Raw genomic sequence first — 18,253 nt, 5'->3', positions numbered from 1 at the left:
GAACATGCCGCAATTTCCGGTATTAGCGCCCAGCGCAATCTCGCCAGGCAGTCAAAGTAGTAACTATGACAGCAAGACTCAATCCGGCAAAAGTCAAACCCGCAAGGCTGGCACTACTTTACTCACCTTTGATGTGAGTTGGTTAAAGCTAACGCGGGCTCAGGCCGCGCCTTTGTGGGGATTCATTCAGGCACAGAATGGTACTTTTGGCAGGTTTGATTTTTTACCCGCACTGTGGGGTGATAGTTCAAATCCAAATGCGCCCAGTACTGCCAGTGTGAATGCAACGGCGGCCGCTCGGCAGCAAACGGTGCTGCTGGGTGGTTTGCCGATCAATAAGACCGTGCTCAATGCCGGTGATTTGATCCGCTTTGCCAATCACAATAAAACTTATGTTTTAGCCGCAGATGCGGTGAGCAATGCCTCTGGAATAGCAACCTTGACGCTGGCATTTGACTTGATCGCGGTGGTGCCCGCATCAACAGTGGCGACACTGAAAGGCGTTTTGGTGCGCTGCGCGCTGGCTGAAAATGCCCAGAATATGCCGATTGCCGCGCCATTCTTTCACGATATTTCTGTGAAACTCATCGAGACACCTTAATGCGAAATTTACCCGCAGGCACACTCAACGAAATGAGCGCCGCTCAGCAGCGCTACGTGCATTTATTAGATATCGCGCTCGATGGCAATACGGTGCGCTTAACCGACGACATCACCAATGTGACGCTCGGCATCAATACCTATATGGCCTCGGGGCATTTTCTCGACTTTCAGCATGATGGTGATGGCGACGGAATGAACATCAACACGCTGACCGTCACGCTATCCGGTGTCGATCAGGCTTTGATTTCCGCCACGCTGCAATACAGCTTTCTCGGGCGTCGCCTGACGCTCTGGCGGGCGTACTTTGATGCTGCTGGCACGATGCAAACGCCATTCACTTTGTTTGATGGTCGCTGCGATGGGCCACTGACGGAAGACGATCCCGATACAGGCAAATGCACGATCCAAGTGCGTGCATCGAATCACTTTGTCGATTTCGAGCGCGTGCGCGGCCGGCTAACGAATCACGAAGCGCAGCAGGTTCACTTCCCTGGTGATATGGGTTTTGAATTTGTATCGCAGCTGAATAAAGAACTGCAATGGGGTGGCACGTAATGGAATTTACACAACAACTCTGTGATTTTGCGGCCAGTGTGCTCGGTCAGCCCTATGAGCGCCCGAATACCGTCTGCATGGCTTTGGCGTTTCGCGGTTTGGACGCGGCCACGGGCAACACGCTGTACGCCGATCATCAGCAGCACTTCAAATCCGCAGCCGCGATGCGTCGTTTTTTGGGCGACGACGGTTTGGATGGCTTGATTGAATACCTGGGCACGATTGGCTTTGTTGAAGTACCAGTCACACAAATGCAAGTCGGTGACATCGGCTTTACAGGTCAGCCGCCATTCGGTATCGGTGCAGCGCTTCTGGTGGGCTCAAGGCTGCTGACAGCCCATCCTGAAACAGGCGTGGTTTTGTATTCTTTGAGCGATGTGCCGTTTGTTCGCGCCGTTCGTTTAAACCGATTTGAGAGTTAATTATGCCTATTCTTGCAGCCATCGGTATCGGCGGCCCTCAGCTCGCAGGGCTATTCGCCACCACAATCTTTGGTCGGCACACGGCCAAGCGCGCCAAGAAAAAAGCCGATGCGGTCGCCCGCGATCAGGCCGAAGCCGCGCGCGCGGCAATGAATCTGAAATTCAATACCACTTCCAACGTCGGCAATTTGCCAGTGGTTTATGGCGCAGTACGCATGGGCGGTTTTTATTGCTTGCAGGAAGTTTCCGCAGATAAAAAGTTTTTGCACATCGTGATTGCCCATGCCGAAGGCCAGTGTGGCGCGGCAACGATGTTGTATTTAGATGGCACCGCTTATACCGATCCTAAGTTTAAGAAAAAAACCAAAGCGCAGGTGAAATCGGGCACGGTGATTGAAATCCGTACGCCGGTGAACGGGCCACCTTACCCCGTTGAAGTTGATCGCTACATCGAGCAGGAAACCGCGCAGGATTTAGTCGTGTGGGAGTATTTTGATGGTGCCGACGATCAAGCCGCCTGCGCTAGCTTGATTGCGGCCTTGCCCGCAAAGTGGACTGCCGCGCATAAATTATCCGGTGTGGCCTATAGCTACGTGCGCTTAGAGTGGAATCCTGATGTGTGGCGCGCAGTGCCAATCATCACGGTCGATATGACCGGCAAGCTGGTTTACGACCCACGCAACGGCACAACGACCGCATCAAAAAATCCAGCATTGGCACTGCGTGATTACTTGCTCAGCCCGCGTTATGGTCGTGGCTTGACGGTCGGCGGCGTGAACGATAGCGCGATCATTGCCGAGGCCAATTATTGTGACCAGTTGATTGATATGGGGCACGCTGCCCCTGTGCCACGCTATGCGATTAGCGGCATGATTGATACGTCAAAAGCGTGCTTGGACAATGTGCAAGAGCTGATGGAACACATGCGCGGCTCGCTGCTGTACATCGATGATGTGTATTCGCTCGTACTCGATAAAGCCGATGTGCCGGTGATGTCGCTCGATAGCGATATTCTCGTCGGCAAAGTGCAAATCAAGGCCGCAGATCGGCGCGACAAACTCAATCAGCTCGTCGGTCGCTTCATCGATCCCGCGCGCAATTTTGAAGAATCGACCGTCACACTGCCTAATGCCACTTGGCGCGCAGAAGACGGTGGCACTTTGCTGGAATCGCAGCGTGATTACTCACTGGCTTACGATGAGCGCCGTGCGCGCTATTTGGCGGTGCGAGATCTACGTGCGTCACGCAATGCGCTGAGCTTGAGCTTTACTGCGCTCTCCCAAGCGCAAAGACTATTGCCGACCGATGTCATCAGTGTTTCGTATGAGACGACAGGCTGGGTGAATAAACAATTTCGCGTCTTAACGGTGAAGCCTTTGCCATCGGGTGACGTTGAAATTACTGCGCATGAATACGATGCGGGGCTCTATACCGATGCGCCATTGTCGGCATTGCCACCACCCCCTGCAACCAATCTGCCCGATCCATTTGCGATTTTGGCCGCACCCGCGAGCTTGGTGGTAACGACAGATAATCAATATTCATGGGCAGGCGAAGTGCAATGCCGCTTGAAAGCGGTTTGGCCTGCTGTGCCAGGGCTAGTCGTTGATTATTTGGTGCGCTGGCGCAAGCAATCTGAAGCCACGTGGCAAAGTATGTCCACCCGCGACTTATCGGCGCTGCTGCCCGTAATTCCCAACGCGCCGTATTTTGTATCTGTGGCGGGGGTTTCGGCACTGGGTCGCGTTGGTAATGCAATCACGGTCGAAGCCAGCGGCGTTGCCCCTAGCGGATCTTTGCCGGATGTGACGGGGCTGGTGTGTGAGTTTGGCCCCTTGGGTGAGTTTATTTTTACCTGGGCAAAAAGCGCCGATGCCGTCAAATACGCCATTGAGATTTCAACCGGCGGCATTACGCGGCGTAGTGATGTGATTGCTGCTGAGAGTTATGTTTACACGCTCGCGATGAACACCGCAGACAGCATCAACCGCACCGTGACGATTCGCATCAAAGCCGTCTCTGGGTTGGGGCTGATTTCAGTCAATTGGGCAGAAAAAACCGAAACCAATGCCGTGCCTGCGGCATTGAATGGCCTTGAGGTCTGGTCTAACTTTTTAGCGATTGCATTCCGTTGCCTCCCGCCTGCCGAGACCGATGTGGATGGGGTGATGATCCACCTGAGCCCGACCCCTACCTTTACCCCAAGTGCTGAAACGCTGGCGTATAAGGGGCGGCTGGATGATCCGGTGTTAGTCAATGCCGTCAATAAAGTGCCAGTGACGGTCGGCAATACCTATTACTTACGCGCTGCCGCCTATGACGTATTCGGCGATGTTGGTTTGAATTACAGCAGTAGCTACGTGGTCACCATCACCAATTTAGATGCGGCCTTACTCGAATTAGGATCGATTAAAAAAGGCGCATTAGCGGCAGAGATTCAAGATTCGGTCGACAACGCGAACACTGCATTTGCTGCGCTAGAGGGTACGTCACTGCCTAAAGTGGTGGGAGCCTTGCCCGCAGTGAAGTCGTCTGACTTCGTGGTTTTTGCTGGGGCAATGTATCGCTGGGACGGCACGAAGTACACCGCTGAAATTAAAAGCGAGTGGCTTGCGGCGGACATTGCCGCGCCCAAGGTGGTCGCGACGAAGCCAATAACAAAAGTTGCTGATGTGATTTTTGTTATCGCGGATAAAGCGATCTATCGCTGGGACGGCACGAAGTACACCGATTCGGTAGCGGTGGCTAGTTTGGTCGGCAAAGTGGCGCGCTCACAGCTCGAAGATTCGGTCGCGAATGATGTGGCGACGGCGTTGGGTTACAACTCGCGCATCGTGGCCGTAGAAAACGACAAAGCCAGCACGCAAAGCGTCAACACGCTTGCGGCCAAAGTTGCGGCAGGCACTTCGGGCAATCTATTGCTGAATGCTGACTTTTTAGCCGTCAGCAATGGTGCGCCGAATGCTTGGAGCTTCGCGGGCAATTTGCCGAATATCAGCGTCGGGGTGAATGTCGACTCTGATTGGACTGTCGCACCAGCACTCACGGCCAATACGCTATCAATTCGGCAAATCGGCGCAGGTGCAGGCGACTTCCATTACGCACAGCAAACGGTGGCGGTTGAGGCGGGTAAAACCTACGCACTTTCAGTTTACTCTGGGGCGCACCGTAGTCGAGGTTGGCAAACACTCTCATTTGTTGATGCCGCAGGTTCCCAAGTCGGCTACGCCGAAGATCTGAACGCCGAAGAAGCAGGCGGGGGTAAAGCGCTAACGGGCTATAAGCGGATGAAGTGTTTGTTGCTTGCTCCGCCCACGGCAGTTTCAGCCATTGTGAGGATTGGTAAACACGTCACCGCCGCTGGCCAAGCCGATAGCTGGCATTTCTTCACCCGTCCGCAGCTTGAAATCGTTCCCGCTGGCGCGACTCAGCCGACAGAGTGGCGCACCGGCCAAACCGATGTCGCCGCGCTTAACAATGCCGCGAGCAAAGCAGAGCTGACCGCCAGCATCACCACCGTCAATCAAGCGATTGTCGACGCGACGCAAAACAAAGCCGAAGCCAGCACGGTCACGAACTTGTCGGCGGCTGTGGCGCAGAATCAGGCCACAGTTAACAACAGCCTCACCGCACTAGCAGATGCCGACGTGGCGATGTCGACGCGTATCGACAATATTATTTTGGTGTCGGGCAACAACTCGGCGGCGGCGATTGACGCTGAAGCACAGGCTCGAGTGGCGGCGGATGCGGCGCAAGTGATCCAAACTAACGCCATTTCGGCGCGGCTTAATGTGGGCGGCGATGTCAAAAACGCCATCACCGCCGCAGCGACGGCGGCGACCGCAGCGCAAGCCACGGCGGATGGTCGAGCAACTGTAGAAAGCGTGGCTGGGCTAAAGGCACGGCTAGATAACGCGGGCGGCCGCAGTGTCGAAGCGATGAATCAGCAGTTGGATGTCATCGCGATTGATATGAGTGGCAAGGCCAGTACGCAAAGCGTCAACACGCTCGCTGCAAAAGGTGCGGCAGGCACTTCGGGCAATCTATTGCTGAATGCGGACTTTTTAGCCGTCAGCAGCGGTATGCCCAATGCTTGGGGCTTTGCAGGCAATTTGCCGAACATCAGTGTCGCGATCAACGCTCAACCGGAATGGACGGTCACGCCCGCACTCACCGCCAATACGCTATCAATTCGGCAAATCGGTGTAGGTGCTGGTGACTACCATTACACCGAGCAATCTGTGGCGGTTGAGGCGGGTAAAACCTACGTTTTTTCCGTCTATTCTGGTGCTCATCGCGCCCGAGGCTGGATCACGCTGGCATTTTTTGATGCGCAGGGCGTGGCGGTCGGCTACGCCGAAGATCTGAACGCCGAAGAAGCTGGCGGGGGTAAAGCGCTAACGGGCTATAAGCGGATGAAGTGTTTGTTGCTTGCTCCTCCTACGGCCGTTTTAGCCATGGTGAGGATTGGTAAACACATCACTACCAGCGGCCAAGCCGATAGCTGGCATTTCTTCACCCGCCCGCAGCTTGAAATCGTTCCCGCAGGCGCGACTCAACCCACCGAGTGGCGCACCGGCCAAACCGATGTCGCCGCGCTTAACAATGCGGCGAGCAAAGCAGAGCTGACCGCCAGCATCACCACCGTCAATCAAGCGATTGTCGACGCGACGCAAAACAAGGCCGAAGCCAGCAGCGTGACGAGCTTGGCTGCGGTGGTCGATGGGGTGAGTTCGACGGCAAGCAGTGCGCTGTCGGTCGGCAATGCCGCAACGGGCAAGTTGGCGTCGACGTGGCAGGTGACGCTCAATGCGGCAGGCAAGATTGCAGGCATGAAGGCGTTCAATGATGGCGCTACATCGGCATTTTTGCTGAGTGCCGATCAAGTATTGATCAGCAATTCCAGCAATTTGATCCCGAACACGACGTTTCAAGACTTGGCTTGGTGGGGCTTTCCTGCGAACCAAGAGATTGAAACGGTAGTGACCCCTGGCGCACTGGGCTCGGTACGCCGCGCTATTCTTCGCCCTGGCATTGGCACGGACTGCTCTAGTTCGCTGATGCCAGTTGAGGCCGGCGCCAAGTACAGAATCAAGCTGATTGCAGAAGGTGTGGGGGTCGTTGGGGCGGTCAATCCGGTGCTTCATATTCCTGGGCTAATTTGGCTGGGCTTTAATGGTGTAGCGATTGATCCCGAGGGCGCCAGCCAGATCGTCAATGGCATGAACGTGCTGACTGGCGTTTATACAATGCCTGAAAATGTGACGTACGGCGCGATTCAGATCCGCATCCGCAACAAATTGACGGCTGGGTATGTGCGCATAGGCGCTGTCTCAATCACCAAGATGTCGTCTGCTGAGCTGATCGTTGATGGCGCAGTGAAGACGCAGCACCTCGAAGCAGCGGCGATCACCGCTGAAAAACTGGCTGCGCTCGCGGTTAAAGCGCAGCACATCTACGCGGGGGCAGTTCAAGCGCAGCACATCGCGGTCGCCAATTTAGCGGCGATCACGACAAGCACCGGAGAGCTGTACGTTTCTGGCAACTTGCACATGACTGCTGGGGCGATTTTGGGTGGTGCGCGTGCTGGTTGGAGTTGGCCTGTCAGTGGCGCGCAGAATATGTACCTTGGTCCAAGTGGTTTTTTGCTGGGCAACTACTATGCCGGTAAGTCACTGGAATACAACGCTGCTAACGGTACATTGTTACTGACTGGGGGCAGGATTGTTGCTGGCGCGATTATGGGTGGCGCGTATTCGGGTTATGCGTGGGCGGCTGGCGGCTATTACTTAGGTCCCGAAGGAATGCTACTCGGGAACTCAAGCACGGGCGCTTACTTGCAGTGGGATCAAGCGAGCGGTCAATTGATTATTCGCGGGAATGTTCAAGCGACTTCAATTGCCGCTGGCGCGATTACCGCAGGCACGATCACAGCAGATCACATCGTTGCACGCGGCATATCTAGGGGATATTCCGGCGTGAACTCAGTGTGGTATGGCGTGAGCTATGCCGAGTCGCTTGTGATTAAGTTCTCAAAAGGAACCATTCAAGGGCAGGCGGTTTCGTTTGTCGAGTACGCGATTGAAAACCCTGGGTCGTACAACTTTGCCCCGTCGTGGAGTGGCAATTCGCCGTCCGTGCAATCCGTTTGCGTGATGGTCTTTTCGAGGTAGCTATGAAGTTAAGCAAACAATACATCGTCGTCAATGCGGCGGGCGTCGTGGTCAATGCGGGGCATTTCCCCATCGGTGATCCTGCTGTGGTGATCGCAGGGGAAGCCGCACGCGGCAATACTGCAATTTTTGGGATTGATGGGTTCGATCATGTTGGCTGCATCTATCAAGACGGGGAGTTCGTACCGCAACCCAAATCACGCGCTGCAATTGCTACCGAAATTGCGGATCGCCGCTGGCAAAAGGAAGTCGGTGGCACGATTTGGAATGGCCATCCGGTCAACACCGAGCGCGAAGCCCAGTCCAAGCTGAATGCCGCAATCACATCCGGGGTCACACTGGGCGTCTGGACGGCGGGCTGGAAGTTTGATGACGGGGTTTTTCGAACAGTCACGCAAGACGAACTCAAATCCATCGGCGCTGCTGTTGCTACACATGTGGGTAATGCTTATGCGTGGGAAGCGACAGAGCTGCATCGGCTATCCATGATGGCCGATAGTGATTTGATTTACTTTGAAATGGATGGGGGTGCTTAATGCGCTGATTAGGTGCTGTGAATGATTCATGTTGTTTGTTACGCCGGATTGAGTCCGGTTTTTTTACGCCCAAAGGAAACGTAAATGCAGGAATACGAAAAGAATTTTATCTGGCTGCTGTGTCTTGGCGCATTTATTGGAGTGGGTAAATTGCTAGTTTCGAGCGAAAAACTAACCGTCCGGCTGTGTTTGGGTCGGGCAATTTTGGGTAGCGCCACAACAGCTGTCGCAGGCGCTGCGCTGATTCAAGTCCCCAATATTCAACCGCTGGCATTGATGGCGATTGGTTCGGGTTTGGGGATTGTTGGCGCGCAGTTCCTTGAGTTGTGGCTGAAAAAGCAGGTCAATAAAATTAACGGGGGTGGCTGATGCAAATCACTGAACATCAGCTTCGCGCTATGTACCCAGGGGCAGGGCGGCGCGCGGCGCTATTTCTGCCGCACCTCAATGCCGCGCTGATTGAGTTTGCGATTGATACGCCTGCTCGAGCGGCTGCGTTTCTGGCGCAAGTTGGGCATGAATCAGGGCAGCTTTTGTACGTTAAAGAGCTGGCCAGTGGCGCTGCTTATGATACGGGCAGCAAAGCCAAGGCGCTGGGCAATACGCCCGCTGCCGATGGTGATGGTCGGCTCTACAAAGGGCGCGGACTAATCCAGATCACAGGTCGCAGCAATTACGCCGCTTGCAGCAAAGCGCTCGGGGTCGATCTATTGGCTAACCCATCCAAACTCGAAACGCCCGAACTGGCGGCACGTTCGGCAGGGTGGTTTTGGGCGAGCAATGATCTGAATCGTTACGCCGACAAAGGTGATTTTGTTGGGCTCACGCGGCGTATCAACGGCGGCACCAATGGCCTTACCGATCGCCAAGCTATTTGGGCACGCGCTAAAGCGGTGCTCATCGGAAAATAATCCACAGGCGTTGGGGGTAAATCGAGTGAATCAGGATGCAAAACCGTGATTCATTTGGCGTGCACTGCGCTGCTTAAAAAGGTATCGAACGTATGTTCAAGTTAATTCCTGAAGAATATCGCTTGTTGGCTTGCGTGCTGGCATTGCTCGCTGTTTTTGCGCTTGGGCTGCGTGTTGGGTGGGTGAGCGCCAGCAATAGCAAGGATGCGGTAGAGCTAAAGGTTGTGAAAAAGGCTGCGGTCAAAACTGAGCAAAAGCAAGCCTCGGCGATGGTGGCTGCGGTAGCTAATGCCAGTGCCATCGAGCGTACGCGGGTGATTTACAAAACAGTAACGAAAGAGGTGGTGAAGTATGCGCAATCTGAAAATGCGGCTGTATCAACGGCTGGTGGTGTGTGTGATCAGCGGCTGGATTCTGAGTGGGTGCGGATCCACGACATTGCTGCAAGCCCTGGCACCGCCGCCAGCGCACCTGATGAATCACCCGAGCCAGTTGGAAAAGCTGACGCCCTCGGCGTCATCGCCCGCAATTACGAAACCTGCCAACAGTGGCGCAATGAAGTGATCGGCTGGCAGGCGTGGTGGGTGAGTCAAAACTCTGAGTGAGTTCGGCTTTTTTGGAGCCTTTTTTCGCCGGTTCAATTTTTATAAGCTTGCTTGGGTGTGGGGTTAAGTTTTAGGATTTTTGTTGCTGTAAGGGTATTTAGCAGTGGGTTGGATCAATCAATTTTTTTGCCTTTGGGTACTTGTAGGTGATTACCCTAGGTTGGAAATGCTTGATCCTCCGTAAATCTGGGCTTAAGGTGTTGTCACTTTTTTGTAATGTGATGTTTTTTTGGGTGGCGTCGAATGAAGCTGTTGTTTATCGATGCCCGTTTGAATTGTTTGGTTTGTTAGGATTTCTCGATGCTTATCAGGAGTCTGTTGATTGATTCCCTTAATAGATCAATTTGCTGGCTCTGGCGGCTTAGCTCTTGTCTGATGTCATCAATATTAGGTTGTGGCGACAGGCTTGCTTGCAGGCGCTGGACAAGCTCAGCGTTGAGGCTGATGCCGTTTTCTGTGGCTTGCGTTTGTAGTGCTTCGTAAAGCGCCCAAGGCAGGCGAAATTGGGATCGGTATAGGTCATTCATCCTGCCGATTTTGGCGCGGATAAACTTTTCAGTATAGTGACACTTTGTCACTTCGCAAGCTAACATTAAGAAGTTTTATGTTTATAGGGGTGAGTAAAAGCGGCTGCAACCGCCTTTACTCGTGCCATTCGAAAGCCAAAGGAAAGAATGACTCATGGATGTTGCCATTTTAGAGCGTGAATCACAAGTAATCAAAAACACATATGTCCATGAAAATGAGGGGGTTTTAGTCGGAGGGGTGTTGGTTTTTTTGCGAATTGCACCCTGTCAGTCTCAGGGGTTTGATGATCTATAAAAATGAAAGCCCGCAGATGCGGGCTTATTTTTAACCTAATTTATCGACGAGTGAGGCGGGGTCTTCTCGGTAATAGGTGTTGAGTAAGATGCGTAAATCACGGTGGCCGCTGACTTTTGCTAATTCCATCGGGGATAGTTTTTTTGCTAGGCGGGTTAATCCTTCGGCGCGACTGTCGTGAAAACGCACGCCTTCAATCATTGCTCGGTCGCGAGCTTTGCGAAAGAGCGCATCCAGTGATCCGGATGAGATTGAGAAAACAGCCGCTTTAGGTGGGGCAATGCCATCAAGTTGCTGCAATAGGCGGATTGCTTCTTTTGATAACGGCACATCACGGGGGTGGCCGTTTTTGGTTTTCGGTAAGTGTACGATGCGGCGGGTAAGATCGATGTGTTCTGGTTTGATGCCGACGATTTCGCCCGCGCGCATGCCTGTTTCAAATGCAAATAATAGAGCTGAGCCGACACGGGATTGCATTGTGATCGGTTTTTCGTTGTGGTCGTAGCCACAGGCTAGTAATAGCCGGTCAATCTCGTCCTGTGCGTATCTACGGGTGCGTGGCGGTGATGAGTCAGGTTTGTTGATCGCATGGCATGGATTGAGCCTGATCCATCCCCATTCCTTCATCGCGATCGTAAATGCGTGGCTTAAAGTGGATAGCTCGCGCAATACGCTGGCCGATGAGACTTTCGCAAGGCGTCGATCGCGCCATTCGGCGATATCGGATGGGGCGATGACTCGCAGTGAAACGTCTGCTAGTAGTTCGTCGCGCTGGATTCGGCGCATACGTAGCGTGTCTTGGCGTTCGCCGCGCTTCTTCGGCAATTCTTCTATAATGTATTTTTCTAGCATTTCGCCGACTGTTCGATTGGGTGTGCTGCCCGATCGCACTGCGGAAATTTCGGTTTCAAGTGAGCTGGCCCAGCTGGTAGCTTCGCCCTTGGTGCGAAATGTGGCGGATCTGGTATTGCCGTTGATGCGGATTTTGGCTTGCCACTTGCCAGATTCACGTTTTGTTATCGTTGCCATAGTTCGCGCTCCATGAGGATGGGATTTTTTCGAAGTATAGCAAGCAGTGACAGAGTAGTGACACTGAAAGAGACAAAACGGGGACAGTGCGGTGTGGGTTTTATGTATTTTGTGGGGTTTGTTGTGGTGTAGCAGAAATAAAAAAAGCCCCTAAAACCTAGTAAATACGTGGCTTTAGGGGCTATTCTCTGTTTCCTGCAAAATACTTGTGGTGCGCAACACGAGACTCGAACTCGCACGCCCGTAAAGGCACAGCGACCTCAACGCTGCGTGTCTACCAATTCCACCAATCGCGCACTACATACTGAAATGAGCTGTTCTTGGTTAAAAGTTCAGCTCACAAATCAGTGAGGAAGCGCATTCTAACTAGACTGCTCGGCCTTGTCTAGCCTTTGTGGCAAATTTTTTTCATTTTTACGGCGTTTTTGCGTTGCGGAGTTCGGGCTGCGTCGGGTAGTGTGTTGGATTGTCGTTCTTGCTTGATGCTTATTAAAAGCGGCGTCACACTGTTGGGATACACTTGCGGCACAGACAAGCAAAAGTTTTCTTGCAGCGTAGTGTCCCAAGTCGTACTCATCCTGTACTGCCTGCGGTTTCTACGCTTTGCCATACAATTTCTGCACGGGAATGCAATTTCAAGATAGGGGATTTAGATGAGTAATACTGTTCGTTATAAAGTGGGCGCACGCGCCAGTAATCGTTTGCCAGAGGCTTTGAAATCCAGTGATGGTATTCGCCAGGCGCTGAAAGCGGTGGGTGAGTATTTTCCAATGGATTTAACTGTTGATGATCTGGAGCTGGAATTGCTGCTGAAATCATCGAAAACGCTGTCACGCTTTTTTGTTCCTGGTAGCAAAATTGATGTGGCGATTCAGTTTGCTGAATTGTGCGAAATTTCGAGCGATTTATTTAAGGAAGTGAAGGATATTCGCAAAAAAGTAAAAGGAATTATCAGCGATCACGAAGATGAATTGGAAAGCGATCATGTGGGCGCTTTGCAGTACGTGACTGAGTTCCGCTCAGAAATGGGACCCGCTTTGGCCAATTCGATTGTATTGCGTCGTTTTGCGAATTTTGTCGATGCGGTATTGCTGGCGCAAATCCAGTATTCGGCAGAGAACGTTGAGATTGAATTGTATTTTTCTGCATAAGTATTTAGATGTAGATCTTATTTAGTAAGACCTACAGCAATATACCCAAATATAAAAAAGCCCCGCAGAGTATGCGGGGCTTTTTGCTGTTGATTCGTTTTAGTTCACGGTGATGGTCACGCTCTTGCGATTGCTGCTGCTAAACGTCGCCAATTTCACGCCGCCAAAATTGGCGTGTTGGCGTATCGCTTGGTAATCCAGCGCGCCAGTGTAGAGCGCTGAATTGGCCGTTGGTTCGCTGCCGTCGACGGTGTAACGAATCGCCAAGCCCGGTGCTGAAACGTTGGCGAGCAACTTGCCGCCTTCGACTTTCGCGCCTGGTAGTGGGATGCGGTAGCCGTAGCCATCCAAGAAGCCATCCAAGCGTGCTAATTCGCGTTGGCCGAGGCGGTTGGCAAACTCATTCCAATCGCTGTCCATTTTCGCTTGGCGAGTGGCTACATCGGCGATAAACGTCCATTTTGGATCAACGGCCCAAGCACGTTCGGCCAGTGCAATAATCCGTGGCATCGCGAGGTATTCGAGGCGGCCTTGGTCGCGGATATTTTCTGCCCACAATTGGCCTTGGATACCGATAATGTTTTTGGTGCCCTCCGCAGTTAAACGCACTTTACTGGCGATATTGTCTTGATCGAGTGGATGACCCATCAAGTTAACCGTCGCTGTCGTGAAGATATCGAGCGGGCAGAATTCATACGCGCCGCGCGTTTCGATAAAGCCGCCCCAGTAGTAGCCTGGCTCGGCTGGATCTTTGGCGTAGGCTAAATCAAAGTACAGATTCGTTACATTTGACAACACGGTTTTGTAGCCAGCGTTGGCCAGTTGATAAGCGAAGTCTTCTTGACCCCAGCCCCAGACGTTATTCCACACATAAGGGCGGAAGTTGGCGTTGACGAATTCTGGGTTCGGGCCGTGCGTGTGCGCGCCGTTGACTTCTTTTTTGACCAGTGCGATTTCTTCCCAGCCGCCAAACACCAAGCCGTATTTTTTCAATAAGTCGCGGTAGCGGGCGAGGAAGTAGTTTTGCAATTCAAGAATCGTCGTCATGCCTTGTGCTTGCATAAAGGCTTGGCAGACGGGTGATTTTTCCCATGCCCCGTGCGGCACTTCATCGCCACCGGTGTGCATCGTGGTGAACGGTGCGCCGGCTTCATCGAACATCGCTTTAACGTCGTGCAGCACGGTTTCAATAAAGTTGTAGCAAGACTCTTGGCCAATGCAGATCACATTGTCGTGCCACAACTGAACAGATTCGTAGAGTGAGGCATCATCAAAATCGCAGAGCAAATATTGCTTGGCTTCAGCCTCGCGACCTTGTGCCATCAAACGCGTGTAGCGAACATTCATCGCTTTGATCGCGGCGCGAGCATGGCCCGGTACGTCGATTTCTGGCACGACTTCGATATGACGCGCAGTGGCGAATTTCAGGATTTCGATAAAGTCAGCTTTGCTGTAAAAACCCGTTCCAGCGGGATTGCTGACGTCGCCGCCCGAGCCAAAGCACGGTACCAGATTGTCGGTTTCAGTTTGCGTAAAGCCGCGTTTGCTACCGATTTCAGTCAATTCTGGCAGGCTAGGGATTTCTAAACGCCAGCCTTCATCATCAGTCACGTGGAAATGAAATTGATTGAGTTTGTAGAGCGCCATGCAGTCTAGTAGACGTAGCACGCTTTCTTTGCTGCTAAAGTTGCGGCCCACATCCAAATGCATACCGCGATACGCAAAGCGCGGCGCGTCGATCACTTTGCCGCAAGGCACGGCCAAGGTGCTTTGTGGGTTCAGGAAGGCGGCAACAGGCATCAATTGGCGCAAGCTTTGCAGCGCATTAAATACGCCGTGCGCGCTGGCGCCAGTAATGACGATTTCATTGACGCTGATATTGAGTGAGTAGGCTTCGTTCGGTGCGAGTGTGTCGCTGACTGCGACTTGGCCAATTTGCAAAATAATCGCTTGGCGGCCAGCAGGGCGAGTCGCAGCGCGTTGCAAATACACGTGGCTTAAATCATGCACAGCGGCACGCAAAAAGGCAGCTTCGGCGGCCAAATCGCTGGAGTGAACGATGAGCGTGTCTTTGTTGATGACAAATTGACCGTTCAACCACTCGCTAGAAATCGGCGTTGGCGTGATTTTGCCAACTTGCTCGGCAGGCAATAAGGTCAGGTCTTTATTGTGCTCGAAAGTGAGTGCTGGGCTGCTCAGTGGCACTTGATCGTTGGCATTGCGATTGCGCTGTGCTTCGCTGATAAACGGTGCGATTTCAGGATCGCCAATCGTTTCAAAATGCGCATCGGCTTGGCCGTCGTTGTAAACGATGTAAAAACCCAATGGTGCGTCGGTTTCTGCAATCACCCAGAACAAGCCTTCATAAGCAAAAGTGCGGGTTTCGCCCGGCGCAACGACGCCAAAATTGGCTTTCGGTGCTAATCGCCAAAAGTCGCCATTCACATGAGTGACATCGACATTGCCGCCGACGGTTTCAGGTTTGATTTTGCGGCAGGTATTGAAATACAGTGCCCAACCTTGAGCAGGGAGTGGCTGATCCGATAAATTCGTTAAGCTCAATTCGGCCAAAAAATTATCGCCGTTATGCGCATTGGTCGTGCAAGACCATTTCAGTTGTAGGTGGCTGCCTGATGGCTGAGTCATTCTTATTCTCCCTCTTGCTGGTCGGTAACATCGAACGTTGGGGTGCTGGAGCACCCAATCGAAATCAAGTTTAGAAGCCTTGCTGCGGCTTCGCCAATGAAAGTTGTTGCTGTCGGCAAAATCAGCACATATTAATATTCCAAATGGGTATTGTCGTGGCGACTCACTTGGATTTGCCTGATATTCACATTGAGTATTGCTTGGAATGAAAAGGAAAAAATCCTGCTTAAGAGAGATTTCATCCTTTTTTGGATTTTTTGTAGAGTAGGGATTTTGAGGTGAGATTTTGCTGTGGGTCTTGGGTTGGGTGTGGTGCAAGAGCGGCGCTCGGCCTTGTTGTCGATGGCGCCGCTTTATGGTCAATCAATATTGCTGTAAAGCCTTCGCCAGTTTGTGCTTCGCAATCGTAGTTCGCGGCACTTTACCGCTAAACCACACGCGCACATCGTCGTCCAGACCAATGCCGTGCATATAGTTGTACAGCGCTTTATTCAGCGCTTGGCCGAGTTCGTCGTGATCGACGCCGGTCGGGTCAATAAAGCCAACGTCGTTGGTCGCAAAGCCGATTTCGGGCAGTTTTTCGAGCGTTACGCCGAATTCCTCAGGGTTTTGCCCAACGGGCGAATGCACGGTGCAGGCAAAACGGTGGAAAAAGCCCGATTGAATGCAGCCGTTATCAAACAATTGCCGCACATATTCGAGCGCATCGACGGTGTCTTGCACCGTTTGCGTCGGGAAGCCGTACATCAAATAGGCGTGAACCAGTACGCCGGCTTCGGTAAAGCTTTGCGTCACTTTGGCGACTTGCTCGACCGAAACGCCTTTTTTCATGAGTGTGAGTAAGCGATCGGAAGCGACTTCCAGTCCGCCCGAAATCGCGATGCAGCCGCTCTCGGCGAGTAATCGGCATAAATCAGGGCTGAAGGTTTTTTCAAAGCGGATATTGCCCCACCAAGAAATCGAGATATTGCGGCGAATGAGTTCTTCGGCTAGCGCTTTCAGTGCTTTTGGCGGCGCGGCTTCGTCGACAAAGTGAAAACCCGTTTGCCCCGTCTCGGCAATAATCGCTTCGATACGGTCGACCAAGACTTCGGCGGTGGTGGTTTCATAGCGCGAAATATAATCGAGCGTAATATCGCAGAAACTACATTTTTTCCAATAACAGCCGTGCGCGACGGTGAGCTTGTTCCAGCGCCCATCCGACCAGAGTCGGTGCATTGGGTTCAGCATATCGAGCAAGGATAAGTAGCGATCCAGCGGCAAGCCATCCCACGTCGGCGTGCCGACTTCGCCAAACGGCACTTCAGGTTCGACGAAATTAATGTACTTCACCGCGCCGTCGACACGTATGAAAGTGCGCACCAAACGTTGTTGCGAGCGCTTGCCTTTGAGGTGGTCGAGCAGCGCAAGCAGCGGGCGTTCACCTGCATCGAGCATCACGTAATCAAAGAAATCAAATACACGCGGCTCTTTGAGCTCGCGCAGTTCGGTATTGGCAAAACCGCCACCGAGCGCGATGACCATATCGGGGTATTGCTTTCTGATCGTTTGTGCAATTCGGAAAGCGGCATATACCGCGCCGGGGAAAGGCACAGACAGCAACACGATATTAGGCTGGTGCTGTGTGACCGAGGCGAGCGTGAGTTCGGCCAGATAATCATCGACCAAGGTCGTCGGTGCAGCGAGTGCGCGGGCGAGTGGATCAAACGTCGGTTGCGACATTGCCAAGGATTCGGCGTAGCGCACAAATTCAAAGCGCGAATCGACCGCATCGCGCAATACATCGGCGATGTCGTTCAAATACAGCGTGCCCAAATGCCGCGCGCGGTCTTGCATGCCGAGCGCGCCAAACGCCCATGCCAGTGGATCGCCACCATCGTCATCGACATATGCATCCAGCGGCGCAAAGCGCTCGCCCTCGGGCAGAAAATTGCGGCTGCAAATGCGATGGCCGATGGTTGAATCGCGGCCTTGCAAGAAGGCAATCGTCGGCGTGATCGTCGTCAAGTAGCGATCAAACGTCGCATCAAACAGCGCCACTTGCGGCGTGCGTTTTTTCGGCGGGATTTTGTCGACTTTTTTGCGAACGTCGAGCAAGCCGTCTTTGGAAAACAGTTTCAGCATCAAAGCCAGCGCCAGATCCGCTTGCTGCGCCTCAATATTTTGCGAGCGTAAAAAGCCAGTCAAGTAGGCCGTTGATGGGTAGGGTGTGTTGAGCTGCGTCATCGGCGGGATGATGGACAAAACGCGGGCTGTTTGTATCGTGCTCATGGTTCTGTCCTTGTGATGCAAGCGCGTGTTTTTCAATGTTGCTGATGGGTATTTCATTGTGGCAACCATCATGTAATGCCTACAGATCAATACCCTAAGAGTTTGATTTTAAAATGCAATACAAACAAAAAACCCCAGAAGCAATTGCTTGACTGGGGTTTGTAGGTTCAGTGTTAAGCTGAACTTGGGTTTGGTGCTCGGAGCGGGACTTGAACCCGCACACCTTGCGGCGAGGGATTTTAAGTCCCTTGTGTCTACCAATTTCACCATCCGAGCGCTGGGCATTGCTGCTGCAGCATTTTTTTAAAAGTCCGAACTTGCGAACTTTTGATATGGAGGCGGGGGTCGGAATCGAACCGGCGTAAACGGCTTTGCAGGCCGCGGCATAACCATTTTGCTACCCCGCCAGGGGCCTTGCTGATTCATGAAAAATGGCTTCATGATTCAATATTTGGAGCGGGATAAGAGACTCGAACTCTCGACCTATACCTTGGCAAGGTATCGCTCTACCAACTGAGCTAATCCCGCA

At 52.7% G+C, this 18,253-nt stretch carries 13 protein-coding genes and 4 tRNA genes; 9 read left to right on the top strand and 8 right to left on the bottom strand.

Features of this window, described 5'->3' with window-relative positions:
• Positions 1–4: 4 nt before the first annotated feature.
• From Q320_RS0111795 to Q320_RS0111760, 8 genes are all read left to right on the top strand, one after another.
• Complete coding sequence (locus Q320_RS0111795; protein WP_027469171.1) at positions 5–601, top strand: hypothetical protein; 597 nt, start codon at positions 5–7, stop codon at positions 599–601.
• On the top strand, positions 601–1,158 hold the full coding sequence (locus Q320_RS0111790) for a hypothetical protein (RefSeq protein WP_027469170.1): 558 nt from the start codon (positions 601–603) through the stop codon (positions 1,156–1,158). The genes Q320_RS0111795 and Q320_RS0111790 overlap by 1 nt, the downstream gene beginning before the upstream one ends.
• Positions 1,158–1,580 (top strand): DUF6950 family protein, encoded by a 423-nt coding sequence (locus Q320_RS0111785; RefSeq protein ID WP_027469169.1) that lies wholly within the window; start codon positions 1,158–1,160, stop codon positions 1,578–1,580. The genes Q320_RS0111790 and Q320_RS0111785 overlap by 1 nt, the downstream gene beginning before the upstream one ends.
• Positions 1,581–1,582: 2 nt before the next feature.
• Positions 1,583–7,753: a phage tail protein gene (locus Q320_RS0111780; protein ID WP_027469168.1), complete on the top strand. Its 6,171-nt coding sequence runs from the start codon at positions 1,583–1,585 to the stop codon at positions 7,751–7,753.
• Positions 7,754–7,755: 2 nt separating this feature from the next.
• Positions 7,756–8,289, top strand: a complete 534-nt coding sequence (locus tag Q320_RS0111775) for a DUF4376 domain-containing protein (RefSeq protein WP_027469167.1) — start codon at positions 7,756–7,758, stop codon at positions 8,287–8,289.
• A gap of 84 nt (positions 8,290–8,373) precedes the next feature.
• Complete coding sequence (locus Q320_RS0111770) at positions 8,374–8,658, top strand: phage holin family protein (RefSeq protein WP_027469166.1); 285 nt, start codon at positions 8,374–8,376, stop codon at positions 8,656–8,658.
• Positions 8,658–9,200, top strand: coding sequence for a glycoside hydrolase family 19 protein (locus tag Q320_RS0111765; RefSeq protein WP_027469165.1), 543 nt, complete (start codon positions 8,658–8,660; stop codon positions 9,198–9,200). Before Q320_RS0111770 ends, Q320_RS0111765 begins: the two co-directional genes overlap by 1 nt.
• A gap of 92 nt (positions 9,201–9,292) precedes the next feature.
• Positions 9,293–9,805, top strand: a complete 513-nt coding sequence (locus tag Q320_RS0111760) for a hypothetical protein (RefSeq protein ID WP_027469164.1) — start codon at positions 9,293–9,295, stop codon at positions 9,803–9,805.
• A 287-nt stretch (positions 9,806–10,092) separates the two neighbouring features.
• Here the strand turns inward: Q320_RS0111760 and Q320_RS19635 are convergent, their stop codons facing one another.
• The 3 genes from Q320_RS19635 to Q320_RS0111740 form a co-directional block, all read right to left on the bottom strand.
• On the bottom strand, positions 10,093–10,398 hold the full coding sequence (locus Q320_RS19635) for an Arc family DNA-binding protein (RefSeq protein ID WP_035853513.1): 306 nt from the start codon (positions 10,396–10,398) through the stop codon (positions 10,093–10,095).
• Between the two features lie 259 nt (positions 10,399–10,657).
• Positions 10,658–11,656 (bottom strand): tyrosine-type recombinase/integrase, encoded by a 999-nt coding sequence (locus Q320_RS0111745; protein ID WP_027469163.1) that lies wholly within the window; start codon positions 11,654–11,656, stop codon positions 10,658–10,660.
• Positions 11,657–11,865: 209 nt separating this feature from the next.
• Positions 11,866–11,952: transfer RNA gene (locus Q320_RS0111740), tRNA-Leu, on the bottom strand.
• 357 nt (positions 11,953–12,309) lie between these two features.
• Here Q320_RS0111740 and Q320_RS0111730 point away from each other — a divergent pair.
• Positions 12,310–12,807: a hypothetical protein gene (locus Q320_RS0111730; protein ID WP_027469161.1), complete on the top strand. Its 498-nt coding sequence runs from the start codon at positions 12,310–12,312 to the stop codon at positions 12,805–12,807.
• A 99-nt stretch (positions 12,808–12,906) separates the two neighbouring features.
• Here the strand turns inward: Q320_RS0111730 and Q320_RS19630 are convergent, their stop codons facing one another.
• From Q320_RS19630 to Q320_RS0111705, 5 genes are all read right to left on the bottom strand, one after another.
• On the bottom strand, positions 12,907–15,453 hold the full coding sequence (locus Q320_RS19630; protein WP_035853511.1) for a family 20 glycosylhydrolase: 2,547 nt from the start codon (positions 15,451–15,453) through the stop codon (positions 12,907–12,909).
• 363 nt (positions 15,454–15,816) lie between these two features.
• Positions 15,817–17,724, bottom strand: coding sequence for a B12-binding domain-containing radical SAM protein (locus tag Q320_RS0111720; protein ID WP_027469160.1), 1,908 nt, complete (start codon positions 17,722–17,724; stop codon positions 15,817–15,819).
• A 191-nt stretch (positions 17,725–17,915) separates the two neighbouring features.
• Positions 17,916–18,000, bottom strand: a tRNA-Leu gene (locus Q320_RS0111715).
• 57 nt (positions 18,001–18,057) lie between these two features.
• Positions 18,058–18,131 (bottom strand) — tRNA-Cys (locus tag Q320_RS0111710).
• Between the two features lie 45 nt (positions 18,132–18,176).
• Positions 18,177–18,252, bottom strand: a tRNA-Gly gene (locus Q320_RS0111705).
• Position 18,253: the final 1 nt, after the last annotated feature.

The organism is Deefgea rivuli DSM 18356 (assembly GCF_000620145.1).
GTDB classification, from domain to species: Bacteria; Pseudomonadota; Gammaproteobacteria; order Burkholderiales; family Chitinibacteraceae; genus Deefgea; species Deefgea rivuli.
This window is presented reverse-complemented; position numbering and strand designations above follow the sequence as displayed.